The following is a 21929-nucleotide window of genomic DNA, read 5'->3' as shown; positions in this document are numbered from 1 at the left end:
GCCATCGCCGCTAAGGAGACATTATGTCAGCCGGATTTGAGGATTTCACCCGTGCGGTGACGCGGGGCGCCACCCGCGACGCCCCTGCCGCGCGCAGCATTGAGCGTTTTGCAGTGCTGGGCGGCGGACCGGATGCCCGCCTTTTGGCAGCGCTATGTCTGGCTGAAGGGGCCGATGTCAAACTGTTTTCGGCCTATGGAGCCGAGCTTTCGCTGCTGACCCAATCTTCGGGCATTGGTATCCGGGGTGACGGTCCTGTGGGCACCTATCAGGTGAACCGGGACGGGCCATCGGTGCAAACAACAGCGGAACTTGATGCCGCTGTTCGGGACGCACAAGTGATCTTTCTGACCGGACCCGTTCACAAGCAGCGTACCTATGCCATGGTTCTGGCTGATCACCTGAGTGACGGCCAGGTTTTGGTACTGGCCCCCGGGCGGTCTCTAGGCGCTGTCGAAGCCGCCTGGATGCTGCGCATCGGGGGGTGTCGGGCGGATGTGACGCTGGTTGAAATTCTGGGTTTGCCCTACTGGTTCAACGCCGAAGGTGCTGGGCTGACCCTGTCCACAGCCGCACCAATGGCCGCGGCAACGCTGCCACGCGGCCGCAACAACATCCTTGAAGCTCTGAACCGTTTTCTGCCGAACCTTCACCCGGTGGATTCTGTCCTGGCTTCCGGATTTCGTGACCTGTCCGCGGCCGTGGAAATACCTGCCCTGACCCTTGGCGGGCAGGGGATGGGCAACGGCGGCCCCGATATTCCGATTGGGGGCGTTCCGCTGGAGGCAAACCAGACTTTTGCCTCGCTCATCGGCGCCGATCAGATCGCCGTCATCGAAGGATTGGCCGAGGAACGGAGACAGGTCGCGGCTGCATTTGGAGTCCGAAACCTGCCGGAAACGTCGGACTGGATCGCCACCTTTGCCGGGGCTGAAAGGGGGTCGGGTTCCCGGCCTGTGCCGGATCGACAGGCCGCACGCCACCTAATGCGTGACGGTGTGCTTGGCTCGCTTGTCCCGCTGGTGTCTGCTGCAAGGTTGGCCGGTCAGCCCGTTTCTTTGACAGAGAGTCTGATCACCATGACAGACCGTATTCTTGGCGCTGACGTCGCGGCGGCAGGGCGCAGGCTTGAAACCATCGGAATAACCGCAGGCGATGTCGATCAGGCGCGTCGTATCTTTGACACTATTGCCACTGGAGCCTCGTGATGGACGCAGATCTGAAATCCATCGCCGCCGCGCGGCGCGCTGCCGAAACGGCGTTCGAGGCTTACCGGGCCTTTCTCGGGACCGATCCGGCACAAGTAGATGCCATCGTGGACGCCATGGCCCGCGCCGTTGAACCCGAGGCTGAACGGCTGGGGCGGCTGGCGGTCGAGGAAACCGGCTATGGCAATGTCCCGGACAAACGGGTCAAGAACCTTTTCAATGCCTTGTCAGTTGCGGACTATTTGCGGGATGTAACGACGTTGGGCCTGTTGTGGCGGGATGATGCCACAAAAATCGCGGCCTTTGGGGAACCGATGGGCGTGGTGGCCGCCCTTATTCCGGTCACCAACCCGACCTCAACCATCATCTACAAAGTGCTGTCAGCAGTGAAAGCGGGCAACGCGATTGTCTGCGCGCCCCATCCGCGAGGCGTGGGGTGCGGGATCGAAACCGTCCGCATCATGGCGCGGGTGGCCGAACAGATGGGTGCACCCAAGGGACTAATCCAATGCCTGGATGCAGTGACCATTCAGGGCACGGCCGAGTTGATGAAGCACCGCCGTACGTCGGTTGTTATGGCGACAGGTGGCCCGGCTATGGTCAAGGCCGCCTATTCCAGCGGCAAGCCGACATTGGCGGTCGGGGCGGGCAACGTCCCGTGTTATGTGCACAAATCGAAGGCGCGCGATCTGGCGGAAGTGGCCGAGATGATCGTCACATCGAAAAGCTTCGACTACGGCACCGCCTGTGTCAGCGAACAGGCCGTGGTGGCCGACCCGGAAATATCCCGTGACCTGCGGCACGAACTCAAGCTGAAGGGAGCTTATTTCTGCACCCCGGCCGAGGCAGATCGACTGGCGAAAGTGATTTTCAAGGGTGCGCGGGCAATGGACCCCGATAGGGTCGGGCAAAGCCCGCAGGCCCTGGCCGATGCCGCCGGTTTCTCGATTCCGCCGCGCACCCGCTGTCTGGTCTCTGAAGAAACCGAAGTGGGTTGGCAACGCCCGCTATCGGCGGAAAAACTGAACCCGGTGCTGGCTTTCTACGAGGCGAAATCCACCGACCACGGCATCGAACTGGCGCAGTCCATCGCGCGGTTCGAAGGTTGGGGACATTCTTCAGTCATCCATTCGGACGACCCCGAGGTTGTCGCCCGCTTTGCCACCGTACCCACGGGACGCGTGCTGGTGAACACGCCGGGGATCATGGGTGGCATGGGCTATTCCACAGATCTGGAGCCGTCTTTCATGCTGGGCACTGGCACGTGGTCAGGGTCGATCACGTCGGACAACGTGACGGCCCTGCATCTCATCAACATCAAGCGGGTTGCTTATGAAAGCAGACCCTGGCGCGACATTTACGAGGAGTATGGCGCATGAGCGAGATCACGATCCGGGCGCTGATGCAGATCGACAACCTGCAACCGAAATTCGCGGCCTACAACGGCGCGACGGTGCAGGGCTCGGTGCCTTTGTCCGGGGACACAGTGCTGATCGGAGAGTTTGCACCGGGCAACGGGGTGTTTTCGCTGATCGATCGCGCGCTCAAGGCGTCTTCGGTAGAGGCAACAACGCAGATGGTGGAACGAGAGTTCGGGTTTTTTATCCTGCGGTCACCTTCAAATGCCGAGGTGTCTGCGGCCCGCGATGCGATGCTGGCCGAACTTGGGGCTTCGATGTCGGACCGTCTGAAACCCGCAATCAGTTCGACACAGATCATCACAAGCGTTGAACCTTATCAGGCGCAATTGCTGAACAAATGGCGCAAGGGCGCCCTCATCGTTCCCGGACAAACACTGGGGATCGTCGAATGCGCGCCAGCCGCCTACATCTCGATCGCCGCGAACGAGGCGGAGAAGGCAGCCGAGATCGACATCGTCGAAGTGCGCGCCGTGGGCCGGTTTGGCCGCCTGTTCATCTCGGGGTCGGAAAACTCGGTCAAAACCGCCGTCGAAGCGGCAACCCGCGCCATCGAGGCGGTGGACGGGCAGGCAGGCTGATGGCTGCTTCGCGGGTCATAGGCTCGGACGCAGTCGAGGACGCGCGCCGAAGTGGCAGGATCGTGTTCGAAGTTCTGCCCGGCGACATCGTCACGGCGCTGGCCCGGGAAACGGCGGAGCGCATCGGCATCACCCTGGTGGACGGACCGCTGGAGCGGCCACAGGCACCACGTACAGATGGCGCCGTTTCGATGCGCCGCGTGCTCTATCGTCGTTCACCCAAATGGGTTGCGCCTGCGCGGGCACCGCGCAAGGCCCGCAGGCTGGGCAAGCTGGCGCTGATCGGTGCAGGCGGCGTTGGTGGCAATATCGCACATCTGGCAGCGATGGCGGATATCGCGGATGAAATCGCCCTGATCGACATTGCTCCGGGTCTGGCAGCTTCGACAGCGCTGGACCTCAATCACACATCCGGCATCACTGGTGCCCGTGTCCGATGCGTCGGAGGGGAATCTCTGGATCTGGTGGCAGGTGCCGAGGTGGTCGTCGTAACCGCCGGGCGCGCACGCCGCCCGGGCATGACCCGTGCTGACCTGATAGATGTGAACGCGCGTGTGATGCGCCAGTCGGCAGAAGCGATCCGTTCAGCCGCACCAAACGCCATCGTGATTGTCGTAACAAATCCTCTGGATGAAATGACGGTCGAGATGCTGCGGGCCACAGGCTTCGCGCGCGAACAGGTTCTGGGCATGGCGGGAACACTGGACAGCAGCCGGTTCCGCAACGCACTTGCCTTGGCCGCGGGGGTCTCTCCCGCTGATGTCGAGGCCTTTACCCTTGGCAGTCACGGTGACGAAATGGCGCCGATCCCCAGCCGCGCCCGGATCAAGGGGCGGGCGCTTGAGGTCTTTCTGTCACCGGATCAAATTGAAGCATGCGTACAGGACGCGATCACAGGCGGCGGGCAGGTCGTCGCGCTCAAGAAATCCGGTTCGGCGACGATTGCCCCGGCCCATGCCTCGATTGAACTGATCGATCACATCAGGGGCGCTCGGTCCGGTCCGGTTCCGGTGTCTGTGATGTTGCAGGGCGAATATGGAATTGATGGCGTGGTGCTGGGCGTGCCCGCACATCTTGGCGCCAGTGGACTGGTCGAGGTCGAGGAACTGCGCCTGACGGACCAGGAACAGGCAGGGCTGCAAGAAGCAGCTGATGCGATCCGGCTGAGGCTGGGTCTGTGACCCTTCGGTCGTGGAAGTCCGGCGGGCGGTTTGAAGAGGTCGCATCGTATTCCCGCGCCAAGCGGATCGGACCATTTGTCTGGGTCGCCGGGACGACCGCGATTGAACCTACAGGGCGTATTCATGCACCAGGCGATGTGGGTGCGCAAACACGGTATATCCTGTCCCGTACCGAAGACGCGCTTAAGGCTGTCGGGGCAGAGTTGCGCCATGTGGGCCGGGTGCGCGCATACCTGACCGATCTGTCAACAGCGGGCGAATTCGCGCGTGTGCACGGAGAGTTTTTCAAGGGTATCGATCCGGTTCTGACCGCTGTTCAGGCAGGCCTGACCCAACCCGGTCTGATGGTGGAAATCGATGTGGACGCCGTGATCCACGATGAAAGCGGTAAAATCGGCGGATTCTGAACATGAGTTTTCAAGAAAGGATTTGATCGATCCATCTTCTTGTGTACTGTATACAGAATACAAGAACGGCATAATGAGACACAGGGAGCAAAACTGATGATCAAGACAGCGCTACTTAGCGGAACATGCATCGCGCTCATGGCCTCGACGGCCGGAGCAGAAATTAGGGTTGGGTTTATTGGGTCGCTTTCCTCGGACACCGGGCTGTCGACCCTTCGCGGGGCAGAAGTCGCGATTGAGGAGCTTAACGCCAATGGCGGCGTGATGGGCGAGCAGATCATACTGGTCTCTGCCGATACCGGGCAGGATCCGACCGAAGGCGTACGCGCTTATGAATACCTGGCCGAGACCGAAGAGGTTGATTTCATCATATCGGGCTCGATCGACGATGTGTCGCTCGGCTGGCTGCCCCGGATGCAGGAATACCGCATTCCGACGCTGGACACTTGGACATCCTATATCGGCATCATCGACATGGTGGTCGAAGACCCCGAAGGCATGGCGCCCTATTTCATGAACATCGCCTCGGACGAGGCGTTGGCCACGCTTTACATCAATTTCGGCGCGGATGTCCTGAAGGAAAAGATGGGCTGGGATTCCGTTGTCATTCTGGCCGAGGACACCGCCTTTGGCGAAGCGATCACCGGACTTGTGACCGAAGCGCTTGCACCGGTCGCTGGGATCGAGGTCAAGGATATCATTACGTATGACGTGGCCACTGTCGATTTCGCGCCGATCTTCAGCCGTGCGCAGGATACAGGGGCCGACTTCATCTATCAGGTTTCGTCCGTTAACTCTCAGGTTGTGTCGTCGCAATATGTGAAATTGCAAGTGCCGATGGCGATGACGGGCGTCAACGTATCCGCGCTTGGAATGGAGTATTGGGAAGACACGGGCGGCGCCGGCGGCGGCATTTCGACCCTGTCCCCGATCCCTTCGGTCGGGTTCAGGCTGGATCCGGCAAGCCAGGCTTTTGTCGACACCTATCAGGCCAAGTATGACAGCCGCCCGCTGCTGCCGCATTTCAACGGTTTCAACGCCTATCACGGTCTTAAGCAGGCCATGGCTGCTGCCGAAGAGGCTGGCGGTTTCGACAATGTCGAAGGCTGGGCCGATGCGATGAAGAAGCAGGATCTGGTTCTGGAGATGGATGGTCAGCTGTGGTTGCGCTATGCCTTCTGGGGCGATGATGAGGTCGAACCCGTGACCGGCCGCACCTATCCGCACAACATCCGCTTTGATCTGTCCGAGCCGTTTGATGACGCCGCACCGTCCATGGTTGTCGTGCAGTGGTACGAGGACGGAACCGCCGCTGTTGTGTATCCAGAGAAATACGCGACGGGCGAGTTTACCCTGCCCAGCTGGGTCAAAAACTGATCCGGTCGTTCACATAGCTTGAACCGGGCGCGCGACAGCGTGCGCCCGCAGCCAGGGATACCTCAATGTTGCAGATACTGATCCAGGGGCTTTTGCTCAGTGGTCTCTATGCGCTTATCGCAATGGGTTTCACGCTGATCTTCAGCATAGGGCGTGTTCTGAATCTGGCGTATGGCGCCTATCTGATGGTCGGTGGGTACATCTACTTCTGGGTATCGCAAACGCTGGGGATGCCCAAGCTCATGGGCGTTGTCGTGGCCGCCGCACTGGGCGTTCTGATGGGTATTCTGAAGTACCGCCTGATCGTGAAGACGCTCAAAGGTGATCATGTGGCGGTCGAAATATCGACGCTGATCCTTGCGGTCGTGATACAGGCCGGGATCGTTTTGGTCTTTGGCGACAGCAGTAAGATCCTGCTGCCCATCGTGCCCGGAGTGATCAACGTTGCCGGAGCGTCCGTTACCTACAACATCCTGATTGCCACGCTCATCAGTTGGGCCATTCTTCTGGGCCTATACGCGTTCGTGCGGCTTACCCATACCGGGCGGGCAATGCAGGCGGTTTCGATGGACGCCAAGGGGGCTGCTATCTCGGGGATCGACCCGGACCGGATCAACCTGATCACCTGGGGCATCTCGGGGGCATTGGGGGCACTTGGCGGTGTGTTCTTCGCCAGTTACACGCAGCTTTCGCCATCCATGTGGGTTGCCCCGCTGATCATTTCGGTGGCCGTTGTCATCGTGGGCGGAATTGGGTCGATCATCGGGACCTTGGTTGTCGCACACATCGTCGGCTTTCTTGAAGTCATCGTGGTGGCGACCCTTGCGCCCGAGTTGCGCGGTGTCTTCACCATGCTGCTGATCATTGGTGTTCTGGTGACCCGCCCGCAGGGCCTGTTTGGCCGTGAGGAGTTATAAAGATGGGGCTGCGCTGGTTTCACTTTGCCCTCTGGGGTGGTCTGATTGCGGGTATGTTCCTGTTGCCTCAGGTCGTTTCCAACGGAACACTGCGTACGATGATCTTTGCCAACTACTTGGCGATCTTCGCGATCAGTTGGGACGTGTTGTCCGGGCGGACAGGATATGTGAGCTTTGGCCACCCTTTCCTGATCGGCATCGGAGCATACACGACTGCCATTCTTACCAAACGGTTTGATGTTCCGGTTGAAATCTCGATCCCGGTCGCGGTGCTGGTCACCATGGCCGCCGGACTGCTGGTGCTGCTGCCTGCGCTGCGTATTCGCGGCAGCTATTTCGCACTGGTTACACTGGCCTTCATGGAGTTGCTGTATCAGCTGGTGCAGGTGATCCGTCCGGATCTGACTGGCGGCACACGCGGGATGTCGGGTATCCAGACCCTGACGCGGGGCGCAGCAAACGGATACTACCTGTCGACCGCCCTGATGCTGAGCGTCGCCGTCAGCATGTGGCTGCTGATGAAAACCCGGCTGGGAACAGCGCTGGCAGCGATCGGCATGAACGAGGAAAGCGTGCGCGGCTCCGGGCTCAGCACCACCCGGCTGAAAGCGTTTGCCTTTTTGACCAGCGCGTTCATCGCAGGGCTGGGCGGGGCTTTCTATGTGCACTATCTGGGATCACTGGCCCCGCGTGCGCTGTTTGACATCAACTTCCTGTTTACCATCATCGTTGCCGCACTGCTGGGCGGTACATCGACCATCATTGGGCCGATGATCGGCGCATTCTTCATGACCTTCCTGCTGGAATACCTGCGGCCGGTCCTGCCGGGGGCCGAGCGGTATTTTGTCTACGGCGCCATCGCGCTGATCCTCTACATGTACCAACCCAAAGGGCTGGTGGAACTGGTGCGGCGCGGATTCACCCGGCTGCGGAAAGGGGGTGTGGCGTGACTGTGGCACTGGACGTTTCCCATCTGATCAAACGCTTTGGCGGGCTGGTGGCCACGAATGGTCTGTCCTTTTCCCTCAAAGAAGGGGAATCGCTGGGTCTGATCGGTCCGAACGGGGCGGGCAAGACCACCGTGTTCAGCCAGATCATGGGCGAACTGCGACAGAACAGCGGCACGATCGAACTTTTCGGGCAGGAGATATCGGCCCTGCCCACGTCCCGGCGCATTCGGGCGGGCGTCAGCCGCACGTATCAAATCCCGCGGCCCTTCGGCGACATGAACGTGGCCGAGAATATCCGCGTGGGCCTGATGCCTGACAACATCTGGCGCATGATCACCAAATCCCCTGACACGGATCGGGAACGGGAACTGGCCTTGAGCGTCGGCTTCACCGAGGCTGACCTGCAACGGACACCATCCGAACTGGCCATGGGCGATCTGCGCAAGCTGGAAATGGCGCGCACCATGGCCACCGCGCCGCGTGTGATGCTGCTGGACGAGGTGTTTGCCGGTTTGACGGTGGGGGAAATCGCGCAGATCTCGGACCTCATCCAGTCGATGCGCAAGGACGGCATGACTTTTCTGATCGTCAGCCACGATCTGCCCGCGCTTGAACCCCTGATCGACCGTGCCATTGCAATTGAGCGGGGAACGATGATCGCCGAAGGCACATTCACCGAAGTGATGAATGACAAGGCCGTGCAGGCCTCGTATCTGGGGGGGGGCTGATGTCCTATCTGGAAATCGAAAACCTGTCCGCATTCTACGGCAAGGCGCAGGCGCTGACAGACATCTCGATCACGGTCCAGCCGGGCGAGATCGTTGCTGTCGTCGGTCCGAACGGTGCGGGTAAGTCCACCCTGCTGGACAGCATAATGGGGATGGTCAGAACGGAAGGCGATATCCGGCTGCGCGGCCACAGTCTTGCAGGCCGATCACCGGCCGAAATCGTGCGCCACGGCGTCGGCTACGCGCCCGAACGGTTCAACCTGTTTCCCTACATGTCGGTGCGCGACAACCTGATGGTGGGCGCCTATACTGCCCGCGAGGATATAGAAAGCAATCTGGACATGGTCCACAAGCTGTTCCCACGGCTGGCCGAGCGGGAAGGGCAGGAAACCTCGACCCAGTCCGGCGGCGAACGGCAGATGGTGTCCTTCGGACGGGCCCTGATGACCAGCCCCGAGTTGCTGTTGGTCGATGAGCCAACAATCGGTCTGGCCCCGAAAATCTGCCTTGAGATCGCCGAGGTCGTGCGTCAGTTAAACAAGGAATACGGCCTGACCGTGGTCATCACCGAACAAAACGCCAACTTCGCCCTGTCGCTGGCCAGCCAAATTTACGTGCTCGAGTCCGGCCGCATGCAAACGTCCGGCACTGCGGACGAACTGCGGAACGACAAAAGGCTGCTCGAAGCGTATTTCGGCGGGCACTGAATCCGATCGGTTCAGTTTTGCGTGCCGTCTCGGCGACAATTCCTCAGAACTACCACACACGACCTGGGTTTTGGTGTTGTCTGCTGCACGGGTTCTGTACCAAATGGGGCGGGTACCGGCGCTCGGGCGTCTAGAACACCCGAGTAGGCGCGGTACAGAAGGATGGGACCAATACATGTCGGAAGAGTTCACGGCTGCAGAAAAGCGCAGGCTTGAAAAACGAGTTCGTGCTGAACGGGTCATGGGCGATAACGGCCATCTGTTCGACCATCCGGTACCCGCTGAACTTCTCACGCCGTATTCCAATGGTGACAATACCGAGCTTGAGCAGATCCGCGTACAAAGGAAATATATCAATCGTGCCAACAACATCCGAAGGTGCTGGAACAGGTTTCAGCTTTACCTTCCCGAGTTGATGTACCCCGAAGAACCGCAGGACATATTCGAGATGTCGACGGCGCATGGCGGTATGCTCGAGGTTGCCCGGCACTTTGGCCATACCGTTTTGGGAAGTGACTTTCCCAATATGCTCAACAACAAACAAACTGAACTGGCATCCACGCATCGTCGCCTGAACGACGAGACGTTTGTCTGCGAAACCGACAATCACGGCATTCAGATCCCCAAAGACCACAAGGTACACGACTGGCCCTATCGCCCGATTATCGAAGCAATCGATATTCCAATGACGCTGTTTGACGCCGGGCGCACGCCCTATCCATTGGCGGACAAATCAAAGGATGTGCTGATTTGCATGCAGTCGATCGAACATTATTGCCACCCTCAGGACTGGATGCTGATACTGGACGAGTTCTGCCGCATCACCCGAAAGACGATCCTGATCATGCTCAACCCCGTGATCGGTCATTTCGCCAATGATCCGTTTTACACAGAGTGCTTCGAGAAAGCCCGACACGATCTGCATATGTATCGTCGAAATGGGTTCCGGACCACATCGTGTCATATCCAGTGGTCGCAGGTGCTTGTGTTCAAAATCACGGCCGTCTGAGAAAAAAGACCTGCAAGGCTGTCACTGACATGCCTGTAAAATCAATACAGGACGTTGAGCATGAACAGAGACACGAACAGGAACAGGACTGTCATGACCCCGCCGGATCGCACGAAATCCATGACCTTGTAGCCTGCTGGACCCATGATCAGGGCATTCACCTGATGGGTCGGAATGATGAAGCTGTTCGAGGTCGATATGGCAACGGTCAGCGCAAAGACCCCCGGATTGCCCCCTGCGGCAACCGCGATTGAAACCGCAAGGGGCACAAGCAAGACGGTTGCCCCGACATTCGACATTACCAGCGAAAAAGCTGTGGCCAGTATTGCCACCCCAGCCTGAAGCGCCCAAATGGGCCAGCCGTCCAGAATGGTCATGATCTGCTGCGCAATCCATGCGGCCGTCCCGGTATTCTGCACGGCCTGACCAAGTGGAATGAGACAGGCAAGAAGGAAAACGGTGTTCCACCCAACTGCGCGATATGCCTCGTCCACACTCAACACGCGGGTCAGCATCATGCCGGCCGCTCCGGTCAGCAGGCATAGTGACAGCCGGACGTCGGTGAACAGGATCAGCGACAAGGAAATGGCAAAAAAGGCAAGCGCCCAACCGACCTTTTGCGGCCGCAATTCGTCTTGCGGAAAGTCCGTGGTCACAACGACAAAATCCGGATCGCGCTTGATCCGCATCAGGTTGTCCCATCGGGTATGGGCGACCAGCATGTCACCGGCGTGAAATGCTTCAAGGCCGATCTGGGTTGATGCGTGATCATCCGTCTCGACATGGCTGAGCGTTTCTTCCCCGCGATGGATCGCCAGCAATGACATGCCATAGGTCTTGCGGAACAAAAGCTCGCGCGGGCATTTGCCGATCAGCTTGCTGTCCGGGGTCACGACAACTTCTGCGATCCCGGCATTGGTGGGTGCAAACTCTTCGACGAAGATATCCAGTTCGGGCAAAACGGTCAGACCGAACTTCTGCGCGAACTCCTCGACCACCCAGCGACGCCCGATGATGGCCAGCCGGCAAGGTGCGGCAATCTCGGCGGTCAATACCTGCACCATCGAGGTTTTCCCGCGATAGAATGTCGAGATGATGTAAAGGTGGTTCTCGTGGTTGATATCGGCCAATATCTGCCCCACCAGGGGGCTGTCCTCGGGGACGATGACCTCAAAAACGTCTGCTTTGAGGCCGTAGACCCTTTGCAGATATTCTTGCGTGCCTTGCCCGGTCCCTGTTGCATCAGACGCGCCTTCAGTCGGCAGTACCCAGCGCCCGAGCAAAAGAAAATATGCGATACCCGTCAGGATCAGGGCCATGCCGATTGGAGTGACTGAAAAAAGTCCAAACGGTTCAATTTTCTGCCCTTCGGGCAACCCGTCATTGGCCGTCAGAATGAGGTCATTCAGCAAGATCAGTGGGGAAGAACCGACCATAGTCATGGTGCCGCCCAGAATGGCGCAAAAACCCATCGGCATCAGCAGTCGCGAAAGCGGAATGCCGGACCTTGAGGAAATTCGGCTGACAACCGGTAAAAACAAGGCCGCCGCGCCGACATTCTGCATGAAAGACGAGATCACTCCGACAGTGCCTGACACGATCGGCAAAACCCGGTTCTCGGCTGTGCCGCCGTATTTCAGGATGACGGCGGCCACTTTGTTCATGATGCCGGTCTTGTCCAATCCGGCACCGACAATCATGACCGCGATGATTGAAATAACGGCGTTGGACGCGAACCCGTCGAACAGTCGAGAGACATTTGCCAGGTTCTCCAGCCCGGGCGCATAACTGAGAAGGCCGACGATGACCAAAACCAGTATGGCGGAAAGGTCAATTCTTACGATTTCGGAAACAAACAGGAAAACGGTGAAGGCCAACAGGGCGCAAACCACACCCATCTCGAACGTAAAGGTTACTTGTTCCACAAAGTTCACCGGGAAATTGTATTTTGGTCTTTTGGGAACACTTAACTTATTGCGCCAGCCTTGTCATGAAGTTTCGCCAACTATGGCGGAAACGAAATAAAATTATGCCAGGAGCCCGAGCTTTGAACAAGTTGACACACTGCTTGCTCCAACCAATCGGGCACCGTGCTCTCAATGGTGAAGAATCCGATCCCGCTAACTTTGGGTGGTCGAATAAAGTAACCGGACCGGCATTTCATAGCCTACCTGTCATGAGCGTCTTTCAGGCACTCAAGAAACACGTTCAACCTGCGCCCTTGCGAAGCGCTTTTGCGCACGATTGCGGCCATGCTTGAAATATATTCCGCAGCTTCGCAACGGACTTCCCGGACTTGACCAGCTTCCACGAACGGCTGTGCCTGATGGGTCGGCAAGAAGCCCAGATAGCAACCGGAAAGGATGAGAAGTGCCAACGCTTCTTCGCTTTGGACAAAGGCAGACTTTCTCAGTTTCAGTTTTTGATGGATCGACATGTTGGGTGAGTTAAAGCTCAGGCCCGCGTAGGTGTACTTTCGAAGCTCACTTAACTTGAACTCGGTTTCTGCGCGCTGAAACAGCTCGTGATTCTGGCCGCAAAACAGGCGCATGTCTTCGGTATACAGGGGCGAATAGTTCAACATCGGCGATTGGCGGTGCAAGGGGACGATGCCCAGATTGAATCGACCGTTAATGACACCTTCTTCGATCACGTTGGGCGGTTCGACCGAAATATCGAGCGTGACGCCCGGCGCCCGGTTTCGGAATAGTCGAATTGCCTCGGACATTTCGGCATCCGGGTTGGATGAAGACCGGTCAAAGATTGCAATCTTCAACTTTCCCGCCATTTCGGCGCGAACCTCACCGATAATGTTCTGAAATCTGTCGATTGAGGCAAACAGGCTGTCTGCGGACTTCAGGACATGTTGGCCGTCGGAGGTCAGCGAGAACCCGGCGGGCCCGCGATGGCATAGTTTCAGGTTCAGGCGGGTTTCGAGATCCGAGATGTGTTTGCTGATAGTTGAGCGCCCGATGTTGAGCTCAAACTCGGCGGCGGTGAACCCTCCGCAGGCAACCACGGTACGAAAAATCTGCAGCAAGCGAATGTCCACATCCGAGATGCGCGTAATGGCGAGTTTCTTTGGAATTGAAAGGTTTCCTTTTGTCGAACTTTACGTAGATTACTTTGTATTACCTCAACCGTTTTTGCAACTTATAACTCGCCCACCGGTGACTCCAGTTTGCGCCATACTCACAGGCGTAGGAATGCGATGCCATCGTCACAAATAAGGTGGAGGACTTATGAAACTCATCAAATCATTCTCATCTGTCGCGTTGGCTGCCACGTTTGCCGCCGCGACCTTTGCCGCGCCGGCCATGGCGAAGAACTTCAAGATTGCCGTGGGCGACAGCGGCGGTTCCAGCCAGGAGGCAACCGGCCTTGCCTTCAAGGAAAAACTCGAGGAACTGTCGGGTGGCAATCACACCGCAACTCTGTTTCTGAACGGCCAGCTCGGGTCCGAACAGGACACCGTGAACGAAGCAGCAATCGGCACGCTGGACATGTCGCTGCTGGCGATCAACAACGTCACGCCGTTCTCGCCGACCGTAGGTGTGTTCACGCTGCCCTACGTCATCCTCAGCCTGGAGGACGCCGAAACCCTGACCCAGGGCCCCATTGGCCAGGAACTGACCGAAAACACGATCAATGACGCCGGTGTGCGCATCATTGCCTGGACCTATACAGGTTTCCGCGTTCTGACGAACTCCAAGAAGCCGGTGAAATCGGTTGCGGATCTGGAAGGTCTGGTTATCCGCGTTCCCAAGAACGAGATCATGATCGACACCTATAAGGCGTGGGGCATCAGCCCGACACCGATGGCCTGGTCGGAAACTTTTGCCGGTCTGCAAACCAAGGTTGTTGATGGTCAGGACAACCCCTACACCACGATCAACGCGATGAAGTTCTACGAAGTTCAGGACTATGTGACTGAAATCCGTTACATCTTCTCGATCGAGCCTCTGATCATTTCCGAGCAGGTATTCCAGGGTCTGTCCGCCGAAGATCAGGCCGCCGTACTGGAAGCCGGGCAGTATGCAACCCAGGCCTCGGCCCAATTCCTGCGCGACAAGGAAGCCGAGATCAAAGCACTGCTGGTTGAAAAGGGTATGGAAATCCATGTTCCCGAAAACGACGAGGCAGAGTTCATCGAACTGGCAACCACAGCGGTCTGGCCGAAGTTCTATGAAAGCATCGGTGGTGTTGAAAAGCTGAACGCCGTTCTGGCCGCCATCGGCCGCGACCCCGTTTCGGAATGAAAATAGTATAAAACAAAGGAAAGCGCCTGACTGGCGCTTTCCATTCTGAGGGAGAGGGACCGATGAAAAACTTCTGGGGAATAGTCGACAACATAGAAAGCTACATCTGTCGGTTTCTTCTGGCAGTCTTTGTATGTCTTTTGTTTTTGCAGGTGGTCGTAAGGACAGTATTCAACTTTTCTTTCTCGTGGGTTGAAGAGCTGTCCGTCTACATGTTCGTTTGGTTCGTGTTTTTCGGCGCCAGCTATGCGGCCAAGATGGGTGCGCATAACCGCGTCACGTTTCAGTTCAAGTTTCTGCCCCCTCGCGCGATCAAATATATCGAGGCTTTCGCGGATCTGTTCTGGATCTGCTTCAATGTCTACTTCGTCTACCTGGCGATCGACTTCATCTTCAACCGCATGAACCGGTTCCAGTCCTCCCAGACCCTGGGGTTCCACCTAAGCTGGGTCTACATCGTTTTGCCGATCACCTTCACCCTGATGACCATTCGTATCCTTCAGGTGAACTACAAGAAAATCATTCTGGACGAAGATCTGCGTGATCCTGACGCGATCAATCTGGAAGAAGTCCGCGCAGACCTGGGCGCTGACGTGGACCACACTGACATTGGGGAGGCAAAATAATGGGCAGTGAAATCGTATATATCCTGTTCGGCGGCTTCCTGTTGCTGTTGTTCATCGGCGCGCCGATAACGGTCGCGCTTGGCGTTTCGACGATGATCACCTTTCTCGTCCTGGACGAGAATCCGATCAAATTTGTCCAGATTGCGTTCACGTCCGTGGGTTCATTCCCGCTCATGGCCCTGCCGGCGTTTATTCTGGCGGGCGCATTAATGGAAGCCTCGGGCCTGTCACGGCGACTGATCAATGTTGCCGAAAGCTTTGCTGGTCCCTTCACCGGCGGTATGTCGGCGGCAACAGTTTTTGCCTGCCTGTTCTTCGGCGCGATTTCGGGTTCAGGCCCGGCGACAACTGCCGCCGTCGGCATGCTGATGATCCCGGCCATGATAGATCGGGGATACGGACGCAACTATGCTTCGGCGATCACTGCATCGTCCGGAGGGCTGGGGATTGTCATTCCGCCGTCCATCCCGCTGATCATCTTCGGCATTGCCGCGCTCGGCATGCCAGCCCCGCCAGAAGCTGTTGCCGAACATGGCACCTTCCAGACCGTGTCCATCCCGAAACTGTTCATCGCCGGTTTCATGCCCGCCTTCGTGATCGCCGGCAGCCTTTTGCTGATGAACTACATCCTGGCCAAAAAGAGCGGCTACAAGGGTACGACCGAGGGCTGGTCCATGCGTCATATCTGGTGCGAAATGTATCGCGGCTTCTGGGCCCTGATGGCCCCGGTGGTGATCCTGGGCGGCATCTATTCGGGCTTTTTCACCCCGACCGAGGCGGCGATCGTCGCGATCTTCTACACACTGGTTGTGGGCGCATTCATCTACCGCGAACTCAGCTGGGAAAAGCTATTCACCTCGCTTGAAACCACCACATGGCTGACGGGGCGCGTGTTGCTGATCATGTTCACAGCAACGGTGTTTGGCCGGCTTCTGGTCGAAAACCAGATCCCTGCACTGATCGCCGAAGGCATGCTTTCCGTCACAAGCAACATCTATGTGATCTGGACGCTGGTCATCCTGTTCCTGCTGTTCGTTGGCATGTTCATGGAAACGCTGGCAACCATTCTTATCCTGGTTCCGGTGATGCTGCCTGTGGCCTACAGCGTCGGCATCGACCCAATCCACTTTGGTGTCGTGATGGTGTGTACGCTGGGGATCGGTTTCCAAACCCCGCCATTGGGCGAAAACCTTTTCATCGCATCCGGTATATCCAATATATCAATCGAGAAGATTTCCGTTGCAGCGCTGCCCTTTGCCTTCATCAATACGGTCGCCATCTTCATCATAGCGTTCTTTCCCGAAATCTCGCTATGGCTGCCGCGGGCGCTTGGGTATTGAGTGCGGACAGAAAGGAACTGAACCATGTTACCTCAGATCAAAGACATCCTGTTCGCAACGGATTTGTCCGAAAACGCCAACAATGCGTTGCGCCATGCCCTGAGCATGGCGCGCGCCCATGGGGCGAAAGTCCATGTTTTGCACGTGACCGAGCCTCTGACACAGGACGCCATCGTGACGATGCGAATGTTCATTCAGGATGATGCATCGCGCAAAAAAGCGATCCGGGACCGCCACGCTTCGGTGAAGGAACTGCTGAAAGAGAACCAGCAGAAGTTCGTGAAAACCCTGACCGAAGAAGGAAAGGAGGCTTACGCGTCTGTCGCCTCGGTGGAGCTGGTTGACGGGCATCCCGCCGAGTCCATCCTGCAGCGCGCGCGCGAGCTGGATTGCGGCCTGATTGTCATGGGCACGCACGAGCAGGGCACCGGACACACCTTCATCGGGACGGTCGTCAAACGGGTGCTGAGACGCTCGACAATTCCAACGATGGTGGTGCCCAACATCACCTGATAGGGGTGTTCAGACTCATCTTGAAGACCTCAGAATCTTCTTTTCACAGCGGTTGGGTTGAGGTTCTTCCGATGGTACGCGAAGGCCCCTAGGGCTCTTGCGGGGTGATCGTGTCACAAGCCCGCGAACAGGTCTTTGAATTGCGCGCGTAGCGCGTTCTTCTGAACTTTGCCCATCGTATTGCGCGGCAACTCATCCAGTTGGATCAGTTTTCGTGGGTGTTTGTAGCGGGCCAGACCGCTGCTGATCGCGGCCTGTATCGCTTCCAGATCGGGGTGCGCGTCCGGTTCCGCAACAATCACACCGACCACGGTTTCACCGAAATCCGGGTGCGGCACGCCGATGACTGCGCTTTCCAGAACACCCGGCTGGTCGTCCAGCGCCAGTTCAACCTCTTTTGGATAGACGTTGTAGCCTCCCGAAATGATCAGATCCTTGTTGCGCCCGACAATGTGGACATAACCGTCTTCGTCTATCCGCCCCAGATCGCCGGTGATGAAGAAACCATCCTCTCGCAACTCGGCGGCAGTTTTTTCCGGCATCTGCCAGTATCCGCAAAACACGTTGGGGCCGCGCACCTCGATCACGCCGATCTCGCCCAGGGGCAACGGACTGCCTTCTGCGTCGCATACCTTAAGCTCGACCCCCGGAAGTGGGAATCCCACCGTCCCGGCCCGCCGTTCACCGTCATAAGGGTTGGACGTGTTCATGCTGGTTTCAGTCATGCCATAGCGTTCGAGAATGCGATGGCCCGTGCGGTTCTCGAACTGAACATGTGTATCGGCAAGCAGCGGGGCCGAGCCTGAGATGAACAGGCGCATATGTGCGGTCAATTCCTTGGTGAAACGCGCGTCATTCAGCAGTCGCGTGTAGAAAGTCGGAACACCCATCATCGCCGTGGTCGTCGGCATCAGTGTGATGATGTTGTCCAGATCGAACTTGGGCAGGAACACCATACGGCTGCCAGCGATCAGAGAGACATTGGTCGCCACGAACAACCCGTGAGCGTGAAAGATCGGCAGCGCGTGCATCAACACATCGTCAGACGAGAACCGCCATTCCTTTGCCAGCGTCCGGGCATTGGACAGCAGGTTGTTCTGCGTCAGCATGGCCCCCTTGGACCGGCCAGTTGTGCCGGAGGTGTAAAGAAAGACCGCCAGGTCGTCTCCTGTACGATCCACAGTTGCAAAGCTGTTCGGCATGGCGGCGGCCTGTTCCATCAATGTGCCACCGCCATCGGCATTGAGGGTTAAAACGCTGGCCCCCATCGGAGTACTGACAGACTTCAGTTGGTCCTCGTTCTGTTCGTCACATACGACCAGAGATGCGCCGCTGTTTTCGATGAAATAGGTCAGTTCCTCGACCGTGTAGGCCGTATTGAGTGGCAAAAACACCAACCCGGCCTGAACACAGGCTGCGTAAAGGGCAAGCGCCTCGGGCGTTTTTTCGACCTGCACCGCGACCCGATCACCGGGTTGCAACCCCATCCGCGCAGTGACATTCGCGATCTGCGCTGCTGTATTCAGAAAGTGGCGATAAGAGATCACCCTGCAATCCGCGAGATGCAGGAACGGTGTGTCTTTGTCCGCATGAATTCCGAACAGGCTGTCATAGAGTGGGTTTGCCAAGAAACTGACCTTTGTATTCGCGATGCAAGAGACCTATCGGCTGAGAATTTCTAGCTCAACGAAAATAGTGGAGCAGCGCGGGATTTTGGGCCGCGTTTCAGGTGGGCTCACGTGTCATCAGGGACAGAACCATAAGAAGCCGTAAGGCAGGCATTCAACAGTGGAAATGAAGTTGTTCGACGGCCCGCAACTGTTCCGACGGTGGCCATTTGTCGAAGTATCGGGACACGTTCGACAAGAAAGACAGATCGATTGACGATATCCCCCGGGGGAGGATAAGGTTCGCCACATGACACACATCCACTCAACCCATCCGGCAATCATTGCACGACTGAAAAGGGCCGAAGGGCATCTGTCCAAAGTGGTTTCGATGCTGGAGCTGCAGCAACCTTGTTCCGACATCGCCCAACAATTGCACGCGGTCGAGAAAGCGATCACAAACGCCAAACGGGCTTTGATCCATGATCATATCGATCATTGTCTGACGGGTGGCGACGATCCGGAAGGAGCCGTGGAAGAGTTGAAAACAATCAGCAAGTACCTGTAATCCGATGCTTTCAGTTCTTAGAAATCGCACCTATCGCCATCTTTTCTTCGCCCAGATCGTGGCGCTTTCGGGCACAGGTCTGGCCACTGTTGCACTTGGCTTGCTTGCATTCCAGCTGGCAGGGGATTCGGCGGCGCTGGTGTTGGGAACCGCACTGACCATCAAAATGGTGGCCTATGTCACGATCGCTCCGATTGCGGCGGCATTTGCCGAGCGCGTCGATCGGAGACGAATGCTGGTGGTCCTCGACCTGATCCGGGCCGCGGTTGCCATGACCCTTCCATTTGTATCAGAGGTCTGGCAGGTCTACGTTCTGATCGTTGTCCTGCAATCGGCATCGGCCGGGTTCACACCCGCCTTTCAGGCCACGATCCCCGACGTTCTTCCTGATGAACGAGACTATACCAAGGCGCTGTCGCTGTCCCGTCTTGCGTTTGACATGGAAAGCCTGCTGAGCCCGATGCTCGCCGCGGCGCTGCTGACCGTGATGAGCTTTGACAACCTGTTCTGGGGCACCGGAATCGGGTTTGTCGCTTCGGCGCTTCTGGTTGTCTCGGTGCTTCTGCCGTCGCCAAAGCCGGCAAAGCCGCGCGGCATTTACGATCGGACAACGCACGGGATGCGGCTATATCTCAGAACGCCGCGCCTGCGCGGCTTGCTGGCGCTGAACTGGGTCGCCTCGGCCACCGGCGCGATGGTCATCGTCAACACTGTTGTCATCGTGCGTGGGGATCTGGGCCTGTCGGAAAGCGCTGTCGCGGTTGTCTTGGCGGCGTTCGGGGCAGGTTCCATGCTGACCGCATTGACCCTTCCGCGCCTGCTGAACAGCGTGCCCGACCGAAAGGTGATGCTGTCAGGGGCGGTGCTAAGCAATCTGACCCTGTTCACGTTGGCGCTGACATCATTGGCAACGCCGCTGTCCCAAACCGCTCTGATGGTCGGCTGGCTTCTGGTTGGTGCGGGATATTCCGCAATACTGACACCGACAGGGCGGCTGCTTACAAGGTCAGCACATCCTGAAGACCGCCCGGCAATCTTTGCAGCCCAATTCACATTGTCCCACGCCTGCTGGTTGGTCTTTTACCCTGCGTCGGGCTGGCTGATCACCGTGTTCGGCACCGTTGTCGCCATGATCTCACTGTCTGCTCTGGCTTTGTTCGGTCTTCTGGCGGCCGTGCGACTATGGCCGGCCGATGACGGCCGACCTGTCCGTCACGACCACCCGGATTTGCCGCAGGATCACCCACATCTACAGGGCGATGAGCCTCATCAGCACGTGATCATTATTGATGATCTGCATCCGAGGGCTGATGGGCAGACCAGGGCAAAAAGCGCCCTATAGCCTGTTGGCGTCCCCAGAAGGCATTCATTTTATTGCAATCCCTCCGAAAGGCATTTCCGGAGTTTTGGATTTTTTTGTTGCAAATTGATACTAACCAGCGGAACCATGCACAGAACACGTAGTCCAGGGTTTTCGAGATGCCGCCATTCGCCATTGACGGGCACAATGACGTTTTAAGCAAAATTGCCGGTTCGAATGCCTCGGATCCTCTTGCGCTGTTTTGTTCCGGAAACGGGGACTGGCATCTTGATCGTCCAAGAATGAAGGCCGGCGGATTGCTGGGCGGTTTCTTCGCCATTTGGGGGCCATCCGAAAACGATACGATCGACTATGATGGCCTGATGGCCGGAGCGACCTATGACGTGCCGTTGCCGCCGGAATTGCCACAAGATGCGGCGATGAGACGATCGGTTGCACTGGCAAGCAGTCTTGTTCAGCTTGAGCTACGCGGGGCGCTGCGCATTTGCAAGAACGCGGCGGAGTTGCGCCTAACCTGCGAGTCCGGCGAAATCGGCGCAATCATGCATATGGAAGGGGCCGAGTCGATTGATCCGGACCTGAAAGCGCTCGACCTGTTCTATGCCGCGGGCCTCAGGTCGCTTGGCCCGGTCTGGAGCCGTAACAACATCTTTTGCGACGGCGTTCCGTTTCGCTTTCCCGGATCACCCGATACCGGCGGTGGACTGACCGAAGCGGGAAGGTCGCTGGTCGCACGGTGCAACACGCTTGGTGTTCTTGTGGACCTGTCGCATATCACCGAAGCGGGTTTTTGGGATGTCGCCGAAACGTCGGATGCGCCGCTGGTGGCCACACATTCCTGTGCCCATGCCATTTGCGCAAATTCCAGGAACCTGACCGACGCGCAACTGCGCGCAATCGGCGAAAAGGGCGGTGTCGTGGGGATAAATTACGCGGCCCAGTTCCTGCGCGCAGACGGTCGTCGCGACCCGGATGTGCCGTTGGATCAGGTTCTGGCCCATATCGATCATATGATCAACGTCATGGGCGAAGACAGTGTGGCCCTGGGCTCGGACTATGACGGGGCGACGGTGCCCAATGCCCTCGACGGAGCAGAAAAGCTGCCTGCATTGCTGAATGCGATGGAGGTCCATGGATACACACAAGATCGGATCACGAAGATAGCCAACGGAAACTGGCTGCGCGTGCTGACCGACACCTGGGGCGGGTAGA

21 protein-coding genes are annotated in these 21929 nt (G+C 57.8%); 18 read left to right on the top strand and 3 right to left on the bottom strand.

Annotated features, from left to right (window positions below):
- Window positions 1–23 precede the first annotated feature (23 nt).
- The 11 genes from ACR0MI_RS17875 (at window position 24) to ACR0MI_RS17825 (ending at window position 10483) form a co-directional block, all read left to right on the top strand.
- Window positions 24–1208 (top strand): hypothetical protein, encoded by a 1185-nt coding sequence (locus tag ACR0MI_RS17875; protein WP_170611727.1) that lies wholly within the window; start codon window positions 24–26, stop codon window positions 1206–1208.
- Window positions 1208–2587 carry an aldehyde dehydrogenase family protein gene (locus ACR0MI_RS17870; RefSeq protein WP_170611729.1) on the top strand — a complete coding sequence of 460 codons (1380 nt, stop codon included), beginning with the start codon at window positions 1208–1210 and terminating at the stop codon, window positions 2585–2587. The genes ACR0MI_RS17875 and ACR0MI_RS17870 overlap by 1 nt, the downstream gene beginning before the upstream one ends.
- On the top strand, window positions 2584–3207 hold the full coding sequence (locus ACR0MI_RS17865) for a BMC domain-containing protein (RefSeq protein WP_170611731.1): 624 nt from the start codon (window positions 2584–2586) through the stop codon (window positions 3205–3207). Before ACR0MI_RS17870 ends, ACR0MI_RS17865 begins: the two co-directional genes overlap by 4 nt.
- On the top strand, window positions 3207–4388 hold the full coding sequence (locus ACR0MI_RS17860) for a malate dehydrogenase (protein WP_170611733.1): 1182 nt from the start codon (window positions 3207–3209) through the stop codon (window positions 4386–4388). The genes ACR0MI_RS17865 and ACR0MI_RS17860 overlap by 1 nt, the downstream gene beginning before the upstream one ends.
- Window positions 4385–4795 (top strand): Rid family hydrolase, encoded by a 411-nt coding sequence (locus ACR0MI_RS17855; protein ID WP_170611735.1) that lies wholly within the window; start codon window positions 4385–4387, stop codon window positions 4793–4795. Before ACR0MI_RS17860 ends, ACR0MI_RS17855 begins: the two co-directional genes overlap by 4 nt.
- Before the next feature lie 96 nt (window positions 4796–4891).
- Window positions 4892–6172, top strand: a complete 1281-nt coding sequence (locus tag ACR0MI_RS17850; protein ID WP_170611737.1) for an ABC transporter substrate-binding protein — start codon at window positions 4892–4894, stop codon at window positions 6170–6172.
- Window positions 6173–6237: 65 nt separating this feature from the next.
- A complete protein-coding gene (locus ACR0MI_RS17845; RefSeq protein WP_170611739.1) occupies window positions 6238–7089 on the top strand; it encodes a branched-chain amino acid ABC transporter permease in 852 nt (283 codons plus the stop codon).
- 2 nt (window positions 7090–7091) lie between these two features.
- Window positions 7092–8039, top strand: a complete 948-nt coding sequence (locus ACR0MI_RS17840) for a branched-chain amino acid ABC transporter permease (RefSeq protein WP_170611741.1) — start codon at window positions 7092–7094, stop codon at window positions 8037–8039.
- A complete protein-coding gene (locus ACR0MI_RS17835; protein ID WP_170611743.1) occupies window positions 8036–8767 on the top strand; it encodes an ATP-binding cassette domain-containing protein in 732 nt (243 codons plus the stop codon). Before ACR0MI_RS17840 ends, ACR0MI_RS17835 begins: the two co-directional genes overlap by 4 nt.
- The gene (locus ACR0MI_RS17830) at window positions 8767–9474 is read left to right on the top strand and encodes an ABC transporter ATP-binding protein (RefSeq protein WP_170611745.1); all 708 of its coding nucleotides are present in this window, start codon (window positions 8767–8769) and stop codon (window positions 9472–9474) included. Before ACR0MI_RS17835 ends, ACR0MI_RS17830 begins: the two co-directional genes overlap by 1 nt.
- Before the next feature lie 175 nt (window positions 9475–9649).
- The gene (locus ACR0MI_RS17825; protein ID WP_170611747.1) at window positions 9650–10483 is read left to right on the top strand and encodes a hypothetical protein; all 834 of its coding nucleotides are present in this window, start codon (window positions 9650–9652) and stop codon (window positions 10481–10483) included.
- Between the two features lie 41 nt (window positions 10484–10524).
- Here ACR0MI_RS17825 and ACR0MI_RS17820 read toward each other — a convergent pair whose 3' ends face one another.
- Both ACR0MI_RS17820 and ACR0MI_RS17815 read right to left on the bottom strand, forming a co-directional pair.
- Window positions 10525–12381 (bottom strand): SLC13 family permease, encoded by a 1857-nt coding sequence (locus tag ACR0MI_RS17820; RefSeq protein WP_170611855.1) that lies wholly within the window; start codon window positions 12379–12381, stop codon window positions 10525–10527.
- 269 nt (window positions 12382–12650) lie between these two features.
- Window positions 12651–13523: a LysR family transcriptional regulator gene (locus tag ACR0MI_RS17815; protein ID WP_170611749.1), complete on the bottom strand. Its 873-nt coding sequence runs from the start codon at window positions 13521–13523 to the stop codon at window positions 12651–12653.
- A 202-nt stretch (window positions 13524–13725) separates the two neighbouring features.
- Between ACR0MI_RS17815 and ACR0MI_RS17810 the strand changes: the two genes are divergently transcribed.
- The 4 genes from ACR0MI_RS17810 to ACR0MI_RS17795 all read left to right on the top strand — a co-directional run bounded on the left by ACR0MI_RS17810 (window position 13726) and on the right by ACR0MI_RS17795 (window position 17221).
- A complete protein-coding gene (locus ACR0MI_RS17810) occupies window positions 13726–14742 on the top strand; it encodes a TRAP transporter substrate-binding protein (protein WP_170611752.1) in 1017 nt (338 codons plus the stop codon).
- A 62-nt stretch (window positions 14743–14804) separates the two neighbouring features.
- The gene (locus tag ACR0MI_RS17805; RefSeq protein WP_170817093.1) at window positions 14805–15368 is read left to right on the top strand and encodes a TRAP transporter small permease; all 564 of its coding nucleotides are present in this window, start codon (window positions 14805–14807) and stop codon (window positions 15366–15368) included.
- Entirely contained in the window at window positions 15368–16708 is a 1341-nt protein-coding gene (locus ACR0MI_RS17800; RefSeq protein WP_170611756.1) for a TRAP transporter large permease, read from the top strand. Before ACR0MI_RS17805 ends, ACR0MI_RS17800 begins: the two co-directional genes overlap by 1 nt.
- 24 nt (window positions 16709–16732) lie before the next feature.
- A complete protein-coding gene (locus ACR0MI_RS17795; RefSeq protein ID WP_170611758.1) occupies window positions 16733–17221 on the top strand; it encodes a universal stress protein in 489 nt (162 codons plus the stop codon).
- Window positions 17222–17334: 113 nt separating this feature from the next.
- Here ACR0MI_RS17795 and ACR0MI_RS17790 read toward each other — a convergent pair whose 3' ends face one another.
- Window positions 17335–18849, bottom strand: a complete 1515-nt coding sequence (locus tag ACR0MI_RS17790; RefSeq protein WP_480855065.1) for a malonate--CoA ligase — start codon at window positions 18847–18849, stop codon at window positions 17335–17337.
- Between the two features lie 289 nt (window positions 18850–19138).
- Between ACR0MI_RS17790 and ACR0MI_RS17785 the strand changes: the two genes are divergently transcribed.
- The 3 genes from ACR0MI_RS17785 (at window position 19139) to ACR0MI_RS17775 (ending at window position 21928) form a co-directional block, all read left to right on the top strand.
- Window positions 19139–19396 (top strand): metal-sensing transcriptional repressor, encoded by a 258-nt coding sequence (locus ACR0MI_RS17785; RefSeq protein ID WP_170611769.1) that lies wholly within the window; start codon window positions 19139–19141, stop codon window positions 19394–19396.
- A gap of 4 nt (window positions 19397–19400) precedes the next feature.
- Window positions 19401–20738, top strand: a complete 1338-nt coding sequence (locus tag ACR0MI_RS17780) for an MFS transporter (RefSeq protein WP_170817091.1) — start codon at window positions 19401–19403, stop codon at window positions 20736–20738.
- Between the two features lie 137 nt (window positions 20739–20875).
- The gene (locus ACR0MI_RS17775; RefSeq protein WP_480855062.1) at window positions 20876–21928 is read left to right on the top strand and encodes a dipeptidase; all 1053 of its coding nucleotides are present in this window, start codon (window positions 20876–20878) and stop codon (window positions 21926–21928) included.
- Window position 21929: the final 1 nt, after the last annotated feature.

It is taken from the genome of Ruegeria sp. D4 (assembly GCF_056534475.1).
The sequence above is the reverse complement of the archived record's forward strand: the minus strand, read 5'-3'. Positions and strand labels throughout refer to the sequence as shown.

Excerpts from the sequence above, each read along its gene's own strand:
- ACR0MI_RS17775 (WP_480855062.1), top strand. The coding sequence starts at position 20,876 with ATGCCGCCATTCGCCATTGACGGGCACAATGACGTTTTAAGCAAAATT.
- ACR0MI_RS17820 (WP_170611855.1), bottom strand. The coding sequence starts at position 12,381 with ATGGGTGTGGTTTGCGCCCTGTTGGCCTTCACCGTTTTCCTGTTTGTT.
- ACR0MI_RS17850 (WP_170611737.1), top strand. The coding sequence starts at position 4,892 with ATGATCAAGACAGCGCTACTTAGCGGAACATGCATCGCGCTCATGGCC.
- ACR0MI_RS17795 (WP_170611758.1), top strand. The coding sequence starts at position 16,733 with ATGTTACCTCAGATCAAAGACATCCTGTTCGCAACGGATTTGTCCGAA.
- ACR0MI_RS17810 (WP_170611752.1), top strand. The coding sequence starts at position 13,726 with ATGAAACTCATCAAATCATTCTCATCTGTCGCGTTGGCTGCCACGTTT.
- ACR0MI_RS17785 (WP_170611769.1), top strand. The coding sequence starts at position 19,139 with ATGACACACATCCACTCAACCCATCCGGCAATCATTGCACGACTGAAA.
- ACR0MI_RS17800 (WP_170611756.1), top strand. The coding sequence starts at position 15,368 with ATGGGCAGTGAAATCGTATATATCCTGTTCGGCGGCTTCCTGTTGCTG.
- ACR0MI_RS17860 (WP_170611733.1), top strand. The coding sequence starts at position 3,207 with ATGGCTGCTTCGCGGGTCATAGGCTCGGACGCAGTCGAGGACGCGCGC.
- ACR0MI_RS17870 (WP_170611729.1), top strand. The coding sequence starts at position 1,208 with ATGGACGCAGATCTGAAATCCATCGCCGCCGCGCGGCGCGCTGCCGAA.
- ACR0MI_RS17825 (WP_170611747.1), top strand. The coding sequence starts at position 9,650 with ATGTCGGAAGAGTTCACGGCTGCAGAAAAGCGCAGGCTTGAAAAACGA.
- ACR0MI_RS17865 (WP_170611731.1), top strand. The coding sequence starts at position 2,584 with ATGAGCGAGATCACGATCCGGGCGCTGATGCAGATCGACAACCTGCAA.
- ACR0MI_RS17840 (WP_170611741.1), top strand. The coding sequence starts at position 7,092 with ATGGGGCTGCGCTGGTTTCACTTTGCCCTCTGGGGTGGTCTGATTGCG.
- ACR0MI_RS17805 (WP_170817093.1), top strand. The coding sequence starts at position 14,805 with ATGAAAAACTTCTGGGGAATAGTCGACAACATAGAAAGCTACATCTGT.
- ACR0MI_RS17830 (WP_170611745.1), top strand. The coding sequence starts at position 8,767 with ATGTCCTATCTGGAAATCGAAAACCTGTCCGCATTCTACGGCAAGGCG.
- ACR0MI_RS17875 (WP_170611727.1), top strand. The coding sequence starts at position 24 with ATGTCAGCCGGATTTGAGGATTTCACCCGTGCGGTGACGCGGGGCGCC.
- ACR0MI_RS17780 (WP_170817091.1), top strand. The coding sequence starts at position 19,401 with ATGCTTTCAGTTCTTAGAAATCGCACCTATCGCCATCTTTTCTTCGCC.
- ACR0MI_RS17845 (WP_170611739.1), top strand. The coding sequence starts at position 6,238 with ATGTTGCAGATACTGATCCAGGGGCTTTTGCTCAGTGGTCTCTATGCG.